The organism is Arthrobacter hankyongi (genome assembly GCF_022012395.1).
Lineage (GTDB): Bacteria > Actinomycetota > Actinomycetes > Actinomycetales > Micrococcaceae > Crystallibacter > Crystallibacter hankyongi.
Map to the genome: position 1 here is coordinate 40,958 of NZ_JAKLTQ010000029.1, position 14,420 is coordinate 55,377.

Consider the following 14,420-nt stretch of genomic DNA (forward strand, 5'->3'; position numbering starts at 1 on the left):
ATGCTTGATTTGGACTGCGGGGAGAACTCAAGAGGGCTATGGAAAGTTTGTACTTAGGGGCCGAACCATGCTGGCGCACCGCGTGGCTTGGCTTTTCGAGTTTGGCGTGCTCCCATCCCGCAACGAGTTTCTGCTGCACTCGTGCCACGACCGGGCATGCGTTGCGATCGAGCATCTTCGATTGGGAGACCATTCCGAAAACATGGCGGACCGTGCCGCCCGCGGCAACTACAACACCTCCCGGGGGCTGAACAATCCATTTGCGCGCTTCACAGACGACGAAGTCGCCGACATGCGCCGGATGATCAGCGACGGCATCGACCACTCTTGGATAGCTACGGTCTTCGGTTGCAGCAGGTCCTACCTCCGGCTTATCGCCAACGGAACGCTGCGGGCTCAGCCGACCAGCACCCCGTCTCCTGCCGCACTTGCCCGCCGCGACCAGTTGGCCCAGGCCGAGGCCCACCGGTTGTGGGTGTCGGAGATTACCGATGTTGTGCACCCCGATGATGAAATTGACGGCGAGGAATGGCGCCCCACCGCATTTGATGGATACTTTGTCAGCTCGTTGGGCAGGGTGCGGGGCCGGACCATGCGGATCCTGACGCCTCACGTGACATCTGCCGGTTATGCCGTCGTCCACTGCGGCCGGGGCAATCCCCAAGGCGTCCATGTTCTCGTATGCCAAGCGTGGCACGGGACGCGGCCCGCCCCTGGTATGCACGCCGCCCACGGTGACGGGAATCCCTTGAACAACACCCCCGAGAACCTTCGCTGGGCAACTCCTTTGGAGAACAACGGTCGCGACAGGCTGCGGCACGGCCGCATCCCGCGAGGGACCGCGCACCACGCGGCAAAGCTTACGCCCGAAATCGTGCGGGTCATCCGTTCTCAGTTGCCCGGGCCGCGGGGCACAATCAACCGGCTGGCCCGGGAGTATGGTGTAGCCAATTCGACCATCACGAGCATACGCGACAACATCACGTGGAGAGAATGAGATGCAGCAAAGAGGCACGCCATAGTTAAGAAGCTCCTCTGTGGCGCCGTCTGGCCCGCAGTTAGGCCCTCAGTCACGTACAGGGCGCTGCTAACCGCTGCAGGCGATCATAAGCGGTTAACCCATGCATTTCTCCGCCGACGTTCCGAACGGTTCAAGCAGCGGCATTATCCCGCTGCGCGCATTTCCATTCCTCCCCCAAGCGGTCCAAGATGGCTGAGTCCCGCCAGACACCGGCAGTAGCCGCTTCACCTGAATAGTTGATCGCGTCATGCTTTATCATGAGCGTCGTCAGGAGCAGAGGGGGCGCTTGCGAGTGCGTCGTCCGTGGCCAGGAAGTTCGTTTTCACCTATGCATCGACGGCGCGGGGGCTGGTGAAGTTGATGCCGTCGCCGATTACCCCGCCCCGACGGGGGCGAGCTTGGTTAGGTTTACGACGCCCATGGTGCCGGCCTTGGCGATCAATCGGAAGCCGACCTTCTCGGTGATTTGATGAGGACGCGGCCGGAGACCTGCTAGATGACGCTGATGGGAGACTTCGTGCCGATCTGGACGTTCACCTAAGACAGAGCCTCGGTTGCCTAGGACTCGACCAGCGAGACAAAGATGACAGTGCGCACCTCACCGGAGCGAACATCGTACCCGCACAGATGGGCGATCGCCAAGCGAGCCGCCGGGTGAGCCACAGCGCCGTAAAGTTAGGGGCAGCGTGACAGGTAGGATGGTCAGCCCGCCGAAGCCGGCCAAAAAAGCCGGTGCTGGAGGTGAAGGGAACGTGCATCGCGATAAGTCGCTGTATGGCCTTCTCCACATCGCCGTGCTTCTCTAATGGTCTTGGCTGGCCTGGCGCTGGCTGGCAGGCTGGTGTTCGGAGGCGGCGAAGTACAACGTGTCGCCGTTGCCGTTTCTCGTACGTCCACGGACCATCCGGCTCTCTCTCACCTGTCGTTTCGCTAGAGGTCCCGTCTGCTTGGGACCGATTCCACTCCTGATCCGACTCGGCGTATCAAAACCTCTATGTCTCGAAATGCATCAGTTGTAAGACACTCTCAGTGGCGGAGGAGGTCGGCTGCGTCAATCCACCGAGCAAGCAGGCTGAAGGCGGCGAGCTGCTCAAGGGCAAGTTGTTCGGGGAATTCATCGAGGTGGTCGTGGCTCGCGGGATTTCGTATAGCTGCATAACAACCCTCCGCCAGTGCGACGATCCCGCGGCGCACGCTTCTCGCGGTCTTGCCATCGTCGTCCCCTTGGGGGCGCAGGCGAGGTTTGCCTGGCTGTGGTGCTTCATTGCTGAAGGCCTCTTGAAACAGGGTCTGCTCGCTGACGTCACGTCGACCGAGTTTGTTCTGGAGTTCAGCGTTGACTTTAACCGAGGCAGCGCGGACGGCTTCCCGATAGTGCCCGCTATGCCAAAGTGACCGTGCACCTTCCCAAGCCCATGCGTGGAATGCGGACGTGTTGATCATGGGGGCATTGTCGCCGAGCTTTTCGGCGATCATGGCCTGCTGTTCAATTTGGACAACGGCCCGCTGTGCAGCCTCACGGTGCAGGGTCCAGCGCCTCTTGCCATCGTCCCGGATCTCCGTACGCCACCGGGGGAGGACTCGGTCCAGGATTTGCTCAACGATCTGCGCAGAGGCGATTATGTCGGAACGGTTGCCTACGGGCGTAGCGAAGTCGCCCATGTAGACGACACCGCCGCCGGACTGCGGCTGCTGGAGTTGGGTCAGTTGAATGAATCTACGAAGTTCCGTGAGTGCCCACTCATTGTCCATGGCTCCGATAATAGTGGTTGGTTGTGTAGCTATGGCTTGCGCTGTTCAGGGCAGCGGCCGCGCCCGCCCGTGCATAGCCGCTGCGGACGGGTGCTAATTACTGGCTCCGGCGGGGTCTCGTCCTGTCCTGCCAGTCCGGCCGGCGTCTAATATTTCAGAACTGAATCACATTGGCCTGCTTCCATACGTAGATATGGCAGGATCATGGTCATGGCCAGCCCAACAGTCTTCGTCAGTTCCACGTTTTACGATCTCCGATACCCGCGAGAAAGTCTCAAGAGGTTCATCGAAACACTCGGTTATACTCCTATTCTAAGTGAAGAGGGAACAGTATTTTATGACCCCCGCATTACTGCAGCAGAGTCGTGTTTAAAAGAAGTTTCGAACGCCGACATATTTGTATTGCTAATTGGTGGGCGATACGGCAGCATTCTTCCAAATACCGAATTATCCGTCACAAACGGGGAATTTATGAAGGCGGTCGAGCGGAAGATTCCCGTGTTCGCGATGGTGGAACAGGGTACCTATAGTGACTATTCTTTATATCGCGCAAATGTGGACCGGCCAGAGCTAATCTCACAGCTTTCTTTCCCTAATGCAGATAGTGTGAAAATCTTTGAGTTCATTGACTCAGTGCAGTCTCGGACTCTCAATAATGCGCTGGTCCCTTTCGTTTCCGCACGAGACATAGAGTCTTATCTCCGTAGTCAATGGGCTGGTATGATGCATGGCTTCTTGACGGACGAAACGCGGGAAGCTCAGGTCGTTGACACGTTGTCCGTTCTCACTCAGGTCAATGAACGGGTTGAGTTGATTACTGAACAAATTCTGCGGAGTGTAGGGACTCCAATGGACCGAGTGTATGTGCGGCTCCTCCAAGAAATGGTCCAATCGTCAGTCGCCGCCGACCTAAGGTTTATTGGTACGCCGCCCACTCCTGGTTCGATAGTGGACAATGAAACCGTCAAGGAATGTGTCGAGTCTCTGGGCGGACAAATCGCCATCGATGAAGATGAAGTGGGTGGAAACACGATCAGTGGATCAGGTCGTGTATCACCGATCCGAATGAAGGTCTTGACCGAAGAATACCAGAAACTGCGGATAAAGATGCTGAAAATTCTTGAGGAGGATGAAGTTTCGACGGAAAAAATTCGGGAATACGAATTGGAATCGGTCTAGCACGTCAAAGGATCGTTACTGAATGTCCGATCTTTGCAGACAGATGAGATGATCCTGTGGGTCCATTGCGTTGAAAGCGATGAGCACTGCGCGGTTGCCTGAATATTATCTGGTCTTCCCGGCCCCTCCTCTTCCGCTATGACGACAATCAATGAAGTTCTAGCCATTGATGCCGCCGTCGGCCTCCTGACCGACGCCATCCCAGCCGAGGCATCGGGCTGGCTCCTGGCTTGGAGCCGGGGATGCTACCGGCACTAGCGGGGTGGGAGGTACCCCCCGCGCGGCGGGCGGCCGCGCCCGCCGGTGCATAGCATCCAGGGAAGCGTACGGGTTACGGCAGCCGCAGGAATTATAAAATCTGCCATGATGCCGGATACAAATGGACGGAATACGCAGCGAAGGGAAACCCCGCCGGCGGCGATCACCCATGCCATCATCCGAATCAGCCTTAGTGAAGGATCCATGATGACGACCAAAGGCGGCATCAGCCGCCCCAAAGAACTGTTCATTCAACGCTGAGGAGATCACCAATGATCGTTCCAGAAGGAATCAAGTAAGCAGACGTCCATTGGAAAGGAATCAGGGTAAATCCCACAGGGAAGGGAGCCGCGCCAGCGGCGACCTCCCACAGCCATGACCATCAATGGCAATCATCATAATCAGACTGATGCGGTTAAGGATCCAATGTGGAATCAAGGCGGCGCCAGCCGCCCAAGGATTATTCATTGGATATCGGAGCAATCAATCATCAATTCCAGTGAGAATCGGATAGATTGGTGTTGACTGAATAATACTCACGTTGGTTCCGCAGGGAAGGGAGCCGCGCCAGCGGCGACCATCCACACCCAAGACCATGACTATCTATCACGGTAACTTCATCAATCAATATGAAGAATCGGAGATGGATCCCATGAAATGTTCAGCGCTAAACGGAAGCTTTCAGGCAAAACATCATCAGAAGAATGCGGTCCTCAGTATCTCATCGTATGAGTCCATCAGCATGCGGGTGGTCGCCGCTGGCGCGGCTCCTGCCGCATGCTGGGGAAATTCATGTCCAGACCTGATCATCAATCTGAAGGTACTGCATTCTCCACAAGAACCCTACAGGGTTCTATCAGGATATTATCCTGCAGTCGCGTTCAGGGCTTTGATTACTTCATTCAGATCCTTCATTCATGGAATCTATAGTTTTATTGGGGGGAAGTGGATCTTCGATTCACTGGGGGGTGTACATAGAGTGAGTCAGTGAGTGAGTGAATCCTTGGCCAGTTCCTGTCCCATCCAGCCTTTGGGTGCCAGCCTGTTCTGCCATGTCGATTTCTCACTTCCGAACTGTGCGGCCAGGGCGGCGGCTGCCTCCGTGTTGGTCTTCCCGCCGCAGTTCGCCCGGTACCACGCAAGCTGCTCCCGCTTGGTCGCCTCCGCCTTGCCCGAGCGTTTCTTTGACAGTTCTCCGCTGGAGACGACATCCGAGACGGCCATGTCGGTGGCGCGTTCTCCCACGGCGACGGTGACGCGTTCGCCCTGCAGTTCGTTGCCCCTGGTAGTCACGGTCAGCCGGTCACCTTTCCGCTCCACATGGACGATCCAGCGGGCCTTGCCCTCGATGACCGTCGACCCGAGCGGTTTCTTGGCGGTCGAACCGTTGGCATTGCGCACGGTTGTGGAGTGAGCCAGCAGGACGACGGCAGCCCCGTTGGCCGCCTCCAGGATCAGCTGGATGATGCGGGTGACGTCCTCCTGGGAATTGAGGCTGCCGGCCATGTCGGACAGGTGGTCTATGATCAACAGGTCGCCCTCACCGGGGCCGATCACGTTCGCAATTTCTCCAAGGACTACTTGGTCGAGGGAGTGTGCCTCGACCAGCCTCAGCCGCTCGCCAGCCGTTGCCGCCGTCACCCCCGCTCCGATGACACGGTCTCGGTATTCCGGCACACCGGCGGCGTCCGTCGTCAGGACCACGACACGGCCGACATCGGCTATTGAGCGCCCGAGGAACTTCGCTTCAGTCAGCACCGCAGCAATCAGGTTCTGCACCAGAGAGGACTTACCGCTCTTAGGCTGGCCGGTAACCAAGGTCAGTGCCGAATGGACCATGCCTTCCACAACCCAGGTGGGCTGCTCCAACTGCATGGCCTCCTCAAGAGTAAAGATCCGTACCATCAGCACTCCCCGCCGCTGCACTGGCCACCGACATAGGAGATGTTTTCAAGCGAGACATTCCTGGTCCGGTTGATGGGCAGCCCGCGCTTGCCGCCCGGGAGCATCTCACCCAGGTTCTGGAAGACGTCGTTACGCCGTGCCGGGAGCAGATTCTGATTCAGCTCCCCTGCCACAATCTCCAGGTCACCGGAGCGGCAGCATTCCCGTCCATGTGCCCCGATGGGAGTATGGAGCTTGCCCAGGGTGCCGGGGTGGTTGCGGCTCGGATTGTGGTGCATTCCGCACATCAGGCCGGAGGAAACAGGGCGGCCGCAGTCTGGGATTTCACATGTCATGAGTGCTTCCTTGGTTATTTATATTGGGTGACAAAAATGCGGTAATCAGAACGGAGGTTGGCCGGGTGAGGGGATGAACGCGGCGGCGTACCCGGTCCAGTCGGGTCCTGTCGCGCCGGCGAGGTCCGGCAATGCCAGCCAGTGGTCGCTGGTCCGCCGCTGTGCGACCGGATAGTCATGGCTCCGCAGGAATCCCGCCGCGCGGGCAGCATTCCAGTGGCGAGTCACTGTACGCTCCGACACTCCGAGGGCTTGGGCAATACGGATCTTGGAGATGCGGTTCCAGCCCGAAGGGTCGGCCCATTCAGCCATAAACAGCAGCGTCTTCTGCACCGGCAGCTTCAGTTGCGAGGCGGCGCGGTACCGTTCATGGTCGAAGGCATTAGCAGCTTGCTCTACCTGCCGCCAGCGCTGCCGCTCGTACAGCCTCCGCCATTCGCGGTAGGTGAGCCAGTCCCTGGCTACCTGCCAGGTTTCAGGAATCACGGCCCTCCGGAGTTCCCCGGCGCGCTGGGATCTGCGGGCAAGAGGCACGCAGGGGGCGAGGGCCGGTGTGTTCCGTGCCCGCCCCGCACTGCAGTGGCTGTCGGACCCATCGTTTAGGCCGTCTGACGGAAGATGGTAGTGGCAGCGGTGAACCGCGCGCCGGAGACCCAGATCCCGTCGATCATGACGGGGACGTGGCCGTTGACCTTCATCTGGGCAGGGTCGAGGCACCTGCGGCCGGCGGGACCATCGATGCGGTGGCGGTCGGCGATCTTGTGGTTGCCGAAGGTCTGGTGGCACTGAGTGCAGTGGCTGTTGGTATTGTGATTCGGCCAGCTCGCTCCGCATGCAGGATGCGTAACGGTGCGGGGGGCGTCCGTGGACATGGTGCGGCTCATAAATCCTCTGTTTGATGGACTCCAGGTGCCCGATGGGGCTCCAGGGAATGTGGCCCCGGTACTTGATTACCGGGGCAGGGGTTTAGTCGCTGTTCTGGCAGCTGGGATCCAGGTGCCGGTGAGCCAGCGTTAGTGAGTGGCCGGGGTTGGATTGCCCGGCCATCCAGACAGTGGAGTAGGGCAGACTGACCGGAAACACAGCAGGGCATCCCTATGCGTGAACTGTCTTCGATGCTGCGGCTCGTAGATTTCTGACCAGCGCGACACGTTGAGGGAATACTCAGCCTGCGAACCGTCGGCCCGGCACCCGCGCGTCTTGGATGTCATGCCAGTGCGGCAAGGTCAGCCGCAGATACTTGGACGTATTCCACCGCATCCAGGACTTCATGGGACCGTATCGCTCCGCTCATGCCGGTGGTCGGCGATGATGTCCGGGTCGCGGTAGCCGACTTCCGCTGCGATCATTGCCCGGTCGATGGTGGTGACGCCGGTGCGGTCTGCCGCCTTAGCGGTGGCGATAATGGACCTCTTGACCTTCGGTTTCACGGCCGAAGCATCTACAGCGTCGATGTACTCCTGCTCGTCATAGCTGGTGGCAGGATTCCACGAGGCTGCCCGGTGCACGGCCAACTTTAGCCAGTGCCGGGCGGCTTCTTCGACCTCCCAGTGCGACAGGATTTCTCGCGCACCGCAGGGTACCTGCCGATTTGGTCGCGGCCGGCCCACTCCCCTACCGCATCACCCGCTGCTGGCGTGCCCAGTTATCAAGGTCTGACAGTTTGTACTGGCAGGAACCGCCGAACTTGTAGTGGGGCACCAGGTAACGTCCTGTCTGGGCCAACCACTTTTCAGACATCCCAAGGTACTTGGCCGCGTCTTTCCGGCTGATGTATTGCTGTTCCAATTCTTTCAATTTATTGAACCTCGTTCGCCAATTCATGTTAGCCACATAGCGGTCGCTGCGCGGCATCTATGAATTGCTGAAAACAGATTGCTCATTAAAAAATTACCCTCTTGAAGTTCTATCACTCCCCGCGGATCGGGTTGATCGCTCCGGATTTAAATAGAGCGTACATGTTGTTGATGCCGTCCGAGTAGTCGACAGAAAAAAAATTTTGCCCGACTTCGGTAACGGAAATATCTGCGCCGCGAGGCGCGGGAACGAAGCACAGGACCGAAACCCCGTACGAGGAGCATGAATGTGGACATGGCGCCGGCGCCATGTAATTCCTGCCCGCGGCATCAAGCATCATCAGCACAGGCGATGCAGCAATTCAGGGGAGGATGTCTGACAGCATCAACCCTGTCAACATTTTGCTCCTGCTATGCTGCGGAGGTGACGGTCTACGACTCGCGCAAGAAGCGTACATCCGCAGGAATCGGTTCGGCTCAAAAGCCCTGGGTGGCTGACTTCCAGCTTCCGGGCGGTGGACGCAAGCGCAAGGCGTTTCGGCTCAAGAGCGAAGCCGAAGCCTACGAAGCGGGCGAACGGGCAACGATTAACGCCGGCACCTACATCAATCCCCGCGAAGCCGAGAAGATGACAATTGGCGAGCTGTACGCCAGTTGGATGCAGCTCCTCACAACGCAGGGCCTGCGCGGCAAACCCATTGCGGCCAGCACAGAGGACAACTACCGCAAGAACTGGCACAAGCACATTGAGCCCCATTGGGCATTCACGCCCTTGGCGAAGGTGAACCCGCGCGGCGTAGCCAAATGGGTGACCGAGTTGGAGATAGGAAACGGCAAACAGACCGGCGCCAATACACGCCGCCGCGTCGCCCAGATGTTCGGTCGGCTGATGAATCACGCGGTGTATCTGGAGCTGCTGCCGAAGAATCCGGCCAAGGATGCCACGGGCCGCGCCGGATACATACCCAAGGCCCCGGTCGAGAAGCGACGCGCCTATCTGACGATGCCGGAGTTGCAGGCCCTCGCAGAACGCTGCGCCCCCTGGTCGGACCTCGTCATGCTGGCCGGGACGACCGGACTTCGTTGGGGCGAGGTCACTGCCTTGCGAGCTTCCGACATCCGTAAGATGCCGGACGGCTACCTATTGGACGTAGTGCGCTCCTGGAAGGCAGGTGACACCAACAGTCCTTCACCAAATACCAAGAACGGTGAGAAGCGCACTGTGCCCGTTCCCGCCAAGGTGGCCGACATGGTGTTCCAGGCCAGGCCGCGCAAAGATGGACTGCTGTTCCAGTCTGGCAACTACACACCGGACGGCCATGCACCGGGACGCCTGCACCACTCCAACTTTGCGGCCCGCGTCCTGCGTCCTGCGACCGAGGGAATGGATCCGGCTCCGACCTTCCATGATTTGAGGCATACAGCGGTAAGTCTGATCCTGCACCGGACCAAAGATGTGAAGCTGGCCCAGCGTATTGCCGGCCACGCCTCGGCAACGATGACCCTCGACACGTACGCGGATTTGTTCGAGGAATCGCTATTCGCCGCATCCAGTGCGCTCGATGACTTGATAGAGTAATCGTGGATTTTGAGCCCTGCGGACTGACAGAAAACCGACAGTCCGCAGCCGCTGTCAGAAGCTGTCGGCCGAGAAGTTGACAGTAATCTGACAGTGAATCGGCCTCAAGGCCCATATGCCTCGGTAGCTCAGCGGATAGAGCAGGAGCCTTCTAATCTCTTGGTCGCAGGTTCGATTCCTGTCCGGGGCGCAGAGTAGGCGGCTCTGACTGCGGAACGTCCAGTCAGGGCCGCTCAGCTTTTAAGCGGCATATGTTGATCGACACCGCCACGGTCTATCATCCTTTCCCCTGTCAAACGTCCCGGGTCAGACTGCCGGACCATCAAAGCCGCAGGTCAGACGCCATCTTCGGTGATTTCCCACCCTGTCGCAGCCGATTTCCAAGCACTTCGTTTTAATGGCAGACTCAAGCCCGGCAGCAGGCGCACCATCCCCCAAGTGCCGCGCCTGTATCCCGTCCTCCTTCCCCCTTCATCCGGAGGGCGGCATGCCAAGACAGGGAGGCTCCGGCCCTGAGACAAGCCGGAGCCTCCCGCCCACCTCCGTACCGGTCACGGCAATTGCGCCTGGACCGGGGCTCCCCCGTCGTCGAGCCTGAGGCCGGGTTCGGTTGCCGTGCTGGCCTACGGCAATTTTGCCGGACGCTTCCCGGTTGCCGGAAAGCGGGCGGAGAATGGAAGGAGCAGTTATGCGGCCAGGCTGTGCGCATGGTCGTCCGGGCCGTTTCCCTTACTCTCCGGGTACCTGCCGACGACGGATCAAGCTCCGCCGACAACACTGAAGCGGGGCAGCCATGGATGTGATCTTCATGATCATCACCCTGCTGCTATTGGCAGTCATCGCCGTTGCCGCATGGCTGCTTGTCTACTGGGTTCTTCACGATCCCCTCCCGCGTGCAGACAAGGTCCACCGGCACCGGCCGCCAACGGCCGAAAGAAGCCGTAAGCGCTGGCCCAGGCTGCATCATTGAAATCATGGACGCCGGCCCCCGCTCGCTCCTACCGGCGCTTCAGTCCACCGGCACAGGTTGCAGTGACAGGGCGTGCCCACCCATGCTGGAGGGATGATCCCCGAGCAAGCCATCGACGCGGCCGCTAAGGCGCTGTATGCGTCTGCCGGTCATGCGGCAGACTGGGACAATCTGGACGGGCCGGACGGGATGGCGGTGCGGGGCACTTACCAGGCCCGGGCCCGCGCGGCCCTGGCTGCCGGAGGTCCGTCCATGGCCGCCCAGGTGCTGCGCGACGCCGCCACCGAAATCGCTGATGCGAAGGGCGGCGCGGATGACGGCGGCAAGGACTACTGGGACGGCTATGCGGAAGCCATCCAGGCGGCCGAAAGCATCCTGGAATCGCGGGCGGAGTCCTTCGAAACGACGCCGTGACCGTGGGTCAGGTCAGGATGTCCTTCCGGGCAAACCTGGCGTAGGCCAGTGCTCCGAAAACCGCCAGGTAACCCGCCTGCAACAGCGCATTATCCACGAACGAGCCCCATTCCACCGGTTGGCGCAGCAGGTCAGCGAAACCCAGCCAGTAGTGGCTGAACAGCCACGGATGCAGCCACTCCAGCTGCGGCAGGCTGTCCAGCACCTGGGCGACTATGGACAGCACCACCGTGGCGGCCATCGCACCTACCGGCACCACCGTGAGCGTGGAGATAAACAGTCCGACGGCGCTGAGCCCCAACAGTGACACGCTGACGTAGCCGGCGACGAGCAGCAGCCGCAGCAGCGATTCACCGGGGGTGATCGTATCCCCGGAGAGCAGCGTCACCGGCCCCACCGGAAACAGGGCTGCACCGATCCCGATGCCGGCAGCCACCACGGACACCGTCGCCGCGAGGCAAAACACCGCAGCACCGGCATATTTGACTGCCAACAGCCGCAGCCTCCCGGCCGGAGCCGCCAGCAGATACCTGAGTGTGCCGAGGCCGGCTTCCCCGGCAATGGTGTCCCCGGCGACGACCCCGACGGTCAGCGGCAGGAACAGCGGGATGGATACCACCAGTCCGGTGACTGCGGCGAACAGCCCGTTTTGGGACACCCGGTCCAGAAACGGCGGCCCCTCGCCCGGATCCGGCCCCGAGGAGGCGATTTTCACGACGACGGCAATCAGCACCGGGATCGCGGCCAGCGCCAGCAGCATGGCCCAGGTTCGGCTGCGGCGGAACAGCACCTTCAGTTCCGAACCCAGCAGCGCCCAGCCCGCCGTGCCGCGGCGCACCGCCGTCGTACGCGGTCCGCGCCCCGTGGTGTCTGGATCAATGCGCAACATCAAAGCCCTCCCCGGTCAGCGCCACGAAGCGTTCCTCGAGGCTGGTAGCCTCCACCGAGAATCCGCGCACCCTCACGTCCGCGGCCACCAGCGCGGCGACTATCCGCTCCGGCGCCAGGTGGTAGTCCAGCGGGGCGGTGACCGGAGCGCCATTGCCCGGGCCCGGTTCCGGGGCCAGTCCGAGATCCAGGAGGACCCGGCGGGCCGCGTCGCCGTCCGGCGTTTGGATCCGCACCTGCCGGCGGCCCGCGGCGCGCAGTTCGTCCAGGCTGCCCTGCGCCACGAGCCGTCCGGCGCTCATCACGGCCGCATGCGTGCAGATCTGTTCGACCTCGGCCAGCAGGTGGCTGGAGACGAAAACCGTGGTGCCCCCGGCGGCCAGCGAACGGACCAGGCTGCGGACCTCCCGGGTGCCCTGCGGGTCCAGTCCGTTGGTCGGCTCGTCCAGGACCAACAGTTCGCGGGGCAGCATCAGGGCGCCGGCGATGCCCAGGCGCTGCTTCATGCCCAGCGAGTAGGCCCGGACCTTCTTGCCGGCGGCATGCGTCAGGCCGACGCGTTCGAGCGCCTCGCCCGCCCGTGCGCTCCGGGTGGACGACGGCGCGCGCCCGTCCGCGGCGTCGAGCCGTTGCAGGTTCGCGGTGCCGGAGAGAAAGGGGTAGAAGGCCGGCCCCTCGACCAGGGCGCCGACCCGCGGCAACACGTCCTGCCAGCTGTGCGGCATGTCCTGGCCCAGCACCCGGATACGTCCGCCGGTTGCCCGGGCCAGCCCCAGCAGCATCCGGATGGTGGTGGTCTTGCCGGAACCGTTGGGGCCAAGGAACCCAAACACACTTCCCCGCGGCACCGCCAGGCTGATGCCGTCGACGGCGGTCTGCCGCCCGAAGCGCTTGGTGAGCCCCCGGGTTTCGATCGCCAGTCCGGCAGTCGGGGCGCCGGCTGTCACCGGGCCTCGGCTGCGGCCTGCAGCCGTTCGAGCGGCACCGAGCCAGCGAAGACCCGTCCGTCGTTGGTCAGCAGGACGGACACCAATGCGGTGGTCATGGCGCGGCCGTTGGGAACGGCGTACGTCGCCTGCCGGAGAAGCTCGGATCCGGCCACGTCTGCCGGCACGCTGCCGGCGGGCAGCGCGACGACGGCGTCCCAGCCCTCGCCGGCTACCGTGTAGCCGCTGTCCTGCTGGGATGGCACGGCGCCCGGGGCCTTGCCCTCGCGGGCAGGTGCCTGCAGGGTGCGTTCCTGCACGCTGGCGCCCGGCGGCGGCGTAAAGGTAAACAGTTCGGCCGACGGGGTCTGCAGCTGCAGCTCGGTAAACGCGAGGGTAAAGGCAGGCTTCTGCTGGTTGCGCGCCTGCACCTGGACGCTCAGGGGCATTCCGGTCTGGGCGTCCACGGCGATCGTCACCGAATCCACCAAGGTCGCCGAACTGCGCGGATCGAGCACCAGCTCGTAGGCCGCACGGTCCGCTACCTCGGTCTCCGGACCGACGGTGACCTGGGTGCTCGAATCCACGGCGGACAGCAGGCGCCGCGCCAACTGGTCCGGAGTCTGCACCGCGTCCGGCTGGCCGAATTCCTCCGGGGATCCGGCACCGGGGCCGGTGCGTTCCGGCAGTGACAGGTGGGCCGCGGTATTGTCCCGTGAACTGTAGAACCAGACACTCCGGCCCTGGCGGATCACGTCCCGCTCGGCCAGCCTGTCCATCACCTGCAGGCGGGCCTTGTCCGGACCGTCCACGAAGACGCGGGCCGTGTGCGTTCCGGTGAACAGGTCCAGCGCCGTGGCCACGCCGACATCGGCTGCCGGACCGGTATCCGGCAGTTCGGGCAGGCCCAATTCCGAGGATTGCTCAAGCGCCCCCGAAAACGTCTTGACGTCGCTGCCCAGCGCCATCGACAGAACCTCCTCGGCGGACTTCGCCGGCAGGTCCTGGGCAGCGCTGGCCTGGACGGTCCAAGTGAGGGCACCCGCGCCTACGGCCAACGGAACGACGGCGGCTGCGAGCCAGCGTGAACGTCGACGGATCATGACAATCAGCCTCCAAAGCTGCAGATCATAGCGCAAGGGTACGCCCGCGGCCATAGTTTCGGACAGCCCCTGGCAGCAAGAGGACACGCCGCTGCATTCAGGTGTCATTAGTCACCACCACGGAAGAAATCAAGGCCTGTCAACAGAACGTAGGGGGGCGCTTACCTCCGCTTAACCCAAGTGGCCCCAACCGGCTACCTGCCCTTCCTAGATTCCTTGCATGCCTGCCAGCGGCACGGGTTCGGCCCGGCCGGAAACTATCCGGTGCTGATGCAAGGGCGAAGCGATACGAAC

General features: G+C 61.7%; 16 protein-coding genes and 1 tRNA gene. 7 read left to right on the plus strand and 10 right to left on the minus strand.

All coding sequences use genetic code 11. The features are described 5' to 3' along the window. Nucleotides 1-67: 67 nt before the first annotated feature. The gene (locus LVY72_RS22650; protein ID WP_237826951.1) at nucleotides 68-997 is read left to right on the plus strand and encodes an HNH endonuclease signature motif containing protein; all 930 of its coding nucleotides are present in this window, start codon (nucleotides 68-70) and stop codon (nucleotides 995-997) included. Nucleotides 998-2,047: 1,050 nt separating this feature from the next. On the opposite strand, the gene LVY72_RS22655 is transcribed toward LVY72_RS22650, so the two are convergent. Then, nucleotides 2,048-2,773, minus strand: coding sequence for a TIGR02391 family protein (locus LVY72_RS22655; RefSeq protein WP_237826954.1), 726 nt, complete (start codon nucleotides 2,771-2,773; stop codon nucleotides 2,048-2,050). A 210-nt stretch (nucleotides 2,774-2,983) separates the two neighbouring features. Here LVY72_RS22655 and LVY72_RS22660 point away from each other — a divergent pair, with 210 nt between their 5' ends. Together LVY72_RS22660 and LVY72_RS22665 are read left to right on the plus strand one after the other, a co-directional pair. Further along, nucleotides 2,984-3,952, plus strand: coding sequence for a DUF4062 domain-containing protein (locus LVY72_RS22660; protein WP_237826956.1), 969 nt, complete (start codon nucleotides 2,984-2,986; stop codon nucleotides 3,950-3,952). 363 nt (nucleotides 3,953-4,315) lie between these two features. After that, nucleotides 4,316-4,471, plus strand: a complete 156-nt coding sequence (locus LVY72_RS22665) for a hypothetical protein (RefSeq protein ID WP_237826959.1) — start codon at nucleotides 4,316-4,318, stop codon at nucleotides 4,469-4,471. A 723-nt stretch (nucleotides 4,472-5,194) separates the two neighbouring features. Here the strand turns inward: LVY72_RS22665 and LVY72_RS22670 are convergent. The 6 genes from LVY72_RS22670 to LVY72_RS22695 form a co-directional block, all read right to left on the minus strand. Then, entirely contained in the window at nucleotides 5,195-6,115 is a 921-nt protein-coding gene (locus tag LVY72_RS22670) for an AAA family ATPase (RefSeq protein ID WP_237826961.1), read from the minus strand. Continuing rightward, nucleotides 6,115-6,450, minus strand: coding sequence for a hypothetical protein (locus tag LVY72_RS22675; protein ID WP_237826963.1), 336 nt, complete (start codon nucleotides 6,448-6,450; stop codon nucleotides 6,115-6,117). The genes LVY72_RS22670 and LVY72_RS22675 overlap by 1 nt, the downstream gene beginning before the upstream one ends. Before the next feature lie 45 nt (nucleotides 6,451-6,495). Then, a complete protein-coding gene (locus LVY72_RS22680; protein ID WP_237826965.1) occupies nucleotides 6,496-6,936 on the minus strand; it encodes a helix-turn-helix domain-containing protein in 441 nt (146 codons plus the stop codon). A 113-nt stretch (nucleotides 6,937-7,049) separates the two neighbouring features. Beyond that, nucleotides 7,050-7,334 carry an FDXHR family putative zinc-binding protein gene (locus LVY72_RS22685; RefSeq protein ID WP_237826967.1) on the minus strand — a complete coding sequence of 95 codons (285 nt, stop codon included), beginning with the start codon at nucleotides 7,332-7,334 and terminating at the stop codon, nucleotides 7,050-7,052. A gap of 384 nt (nucleotides 7,335-7,718) precedes the next feature. Next, nucleotides 7,719-7,958: a hypothetical protein gene (locus LVY72_RS22690; RefSeq protein ID WP_237826969.1), complete on the minus strand. Its 240-nt coding sequence runs from the start codon at nucleotides 7,956-7,958 to the stop codon at nucleotides 7,719-7,721. 106 nt (nucleotides 7,959-8,064) lie between these two features. Beyond that, nucleotides 8,065-8,304, minus strand: coding sequence for a helix-turn-helix domain-containing protein (locus tag LVY72_RS22695; RefSeq protein WP_237826971.1), 240 nt, complete (start codon nucleotides 8,302-8,304; stop codon nucleotides 8,065-8,067). Between the two features lie 366 nt (nucleotides 8,305-8,670). On the opposite strand from LVY72_RS22695, the gene LVY72_RS24825 reads away from it, so the two are divergent. From LVY72_RS24825 to LVY72_RS22715, 4 genes are all read left to right on the plus strand, one after another. Beyond that, entirely contained in the window at nucleotides 8,671-9,825 is a 1,155-nt protein-coding gene (locus LVY72_RS24825; RefSeq protein ID WP_237826974.1) for a tyrosine-type recombinase/integrase, read from the plus strand. 117 nt (nucleotides 9,826-9,942) lie between these two features. After that, nucleotides 9,943-10,015, plus strand: a tRNA-Arg gene (locus LVY72_RS22705). Between the two features lie 618 nt (nucleotides 10,016-10,633). Beyond that, a complete protein-coding gene (locus LVY72_RS22710) occupies nucleotides 10,634-10,795 on the plus strand; it encodes a hypothetical protein (protein WP_237826976.1) in 162 nt (53 codons plus the stop codon). Nucleotides 10,796-10,888: 93 nt separating this feature from the next. Next, the gene (locus tag LVY72_RS22715) at nucleotides 10,889-11,209 is read left to right on the plus strand and encodes a hypothetical protein (protein WP_237826978.1); all 321 of its coding nucleotides are present in this window, start codon (nucleotides 10,889-10,891) and stop codon (nucleotides 11,207-11,209) included. Between the two features lie 7 nt (nucleotides 11,210-11,216). Here LVY72_RS22715 and LVY72_RS22720 read toward each other — a convergent pair whose 3' ends face one another. Genes LVY72_RS22720 through LVY72_RS22730 form a run of 3 tightly spaced genes read right to left on the minus strand, consistent with a single transcriptional unit; the run spans nucleotide 11,217 to nucleotide 14,126 of the window. Next, the gene (locus LVY72_RS22720; RefSeq protein WP_237826980.1) at nucleotides 11,217-12,098 is read right to left on the minus strand and encodes an ABC transporter permease; all 882 of its coding nucleotides are present in this window, start codon (nucleotides 12,096-12,098) and stop codon (nucleotides 11,217-11,219) included. Next, a complete protein-coding gene (locus LVY72_RS22725; protein ID WP_237826982.1) occupies nucleotides 12,085-13,044 on the minus strand; it encodes an ABC transporter ATP-binding protein in 960 nt (319 codons plus the stop codon). Before LVY72_RS22725 ends, LVY72_RS22720 begins: the two co-directional genes overlap by 14 nt. Then, nucleotides 13,041-14,126 (minus strand): LolA family protein, encoded by a 1,086-nt coding sequence (locus LVY72_RS22730; RefSeq protein ID WP_237826984.1) that lies wholly within the window; start codon nucleotides 14,124-14,126, stop codon nucleotides 13,041-13,043. Before LVY72_RS22730 ends, LVY72_RS22725 begins: the two co-directional genes overlap by 4 nt. Nucleotides 14,127-14,420: the final 294 nt, after the last annotated feature.

Bases quoted from the DNA above. Each gene is read 5' to 3' on its own strand.
- LVY72_RS22650 (WP_237826951.1), top strand. From the start codon at position 68: ATGCTGGCGCACCGCGTGGCTTGGCTTTTCGAGTTTGGCGTGCTCCCA.
- LVY72_RS22655 (WP_237826954.1), bottom strand. From the start codon at position 2,773: ATGGACAATGAGTGGGCACTCACGGAACTTCGTAGATTCATTCAACTG.
- LVY72_RS22660 (WP_237826956.1), top strand. From the start codon at position 2,984: ATGGCCAGCCCAACAGTCTTCGTCAGTTCCACGTTTTACGATCTCCGA.
- LVY72_RS22665 (WP_237826959.1), top strand. From the start codon at position 4,316: ATGATGCCGGATACAAATGGACGGAATACGCAGCGAAGGGAAACCCCG.
- LVY72_RS22670 (WP_237826961.1), bottom strand. From the start codon at position 6,115: ATGGTACGGATCTTTACTCTTGAGGAGGCCATGCAGTTGGAGCAGCCC.
- LVY72_RS22675 (WP_237826963.1), bottom strand. From the start codon at position 6,450: ATGACATGTGAAATCCCAGACTGCGGCCGCCCTGTTTCCTCCGGCCTG.
- LVY72_RS22685 (WP_237826967.1), bottom strand. From the start codon at position 7,334: ATGAGCCGCACCATGTCCACGGACGCCCCCCGCACCGTTACGCATCCT.
- LVY72_RS22695 (WP_237826971.1), bottom strand. From the start codon at position 8,304: ATGCCGCGCAGCGACCGCTATGTGGCTAACATGAATTGGCGAACGAGG.
- LVY72_RS22710 (WP_237826976.1), top strand. From the start codon at position 10,634: ATGATCATCACCCTGCTGCTATTGGCAGTCATCGCCGTTGCCGCATGG.
- LVY72_RS22715 (WP_237826978.1), top strand. From the start codon at position 10,889: ATGATCCCCGAGCAAGCCATCGACGCGGCCGCTAAGGCGCTGTATGCG.
- LVY72_RS22720 (WP_237826980.1), bottom strand. From the start codon at position 12,098: ATGTTGCGCATTGATCCAGACACCACGGGGCGCGGACCGCGTACGACG.
- LVY72_RS22730 (WP_237826984.1), bottom strand. From the start codon at position 14,126: ATGATCCGTCGACGTTCACGCTGGCTCGCAGCCGCCGTCGTTCCGTTG.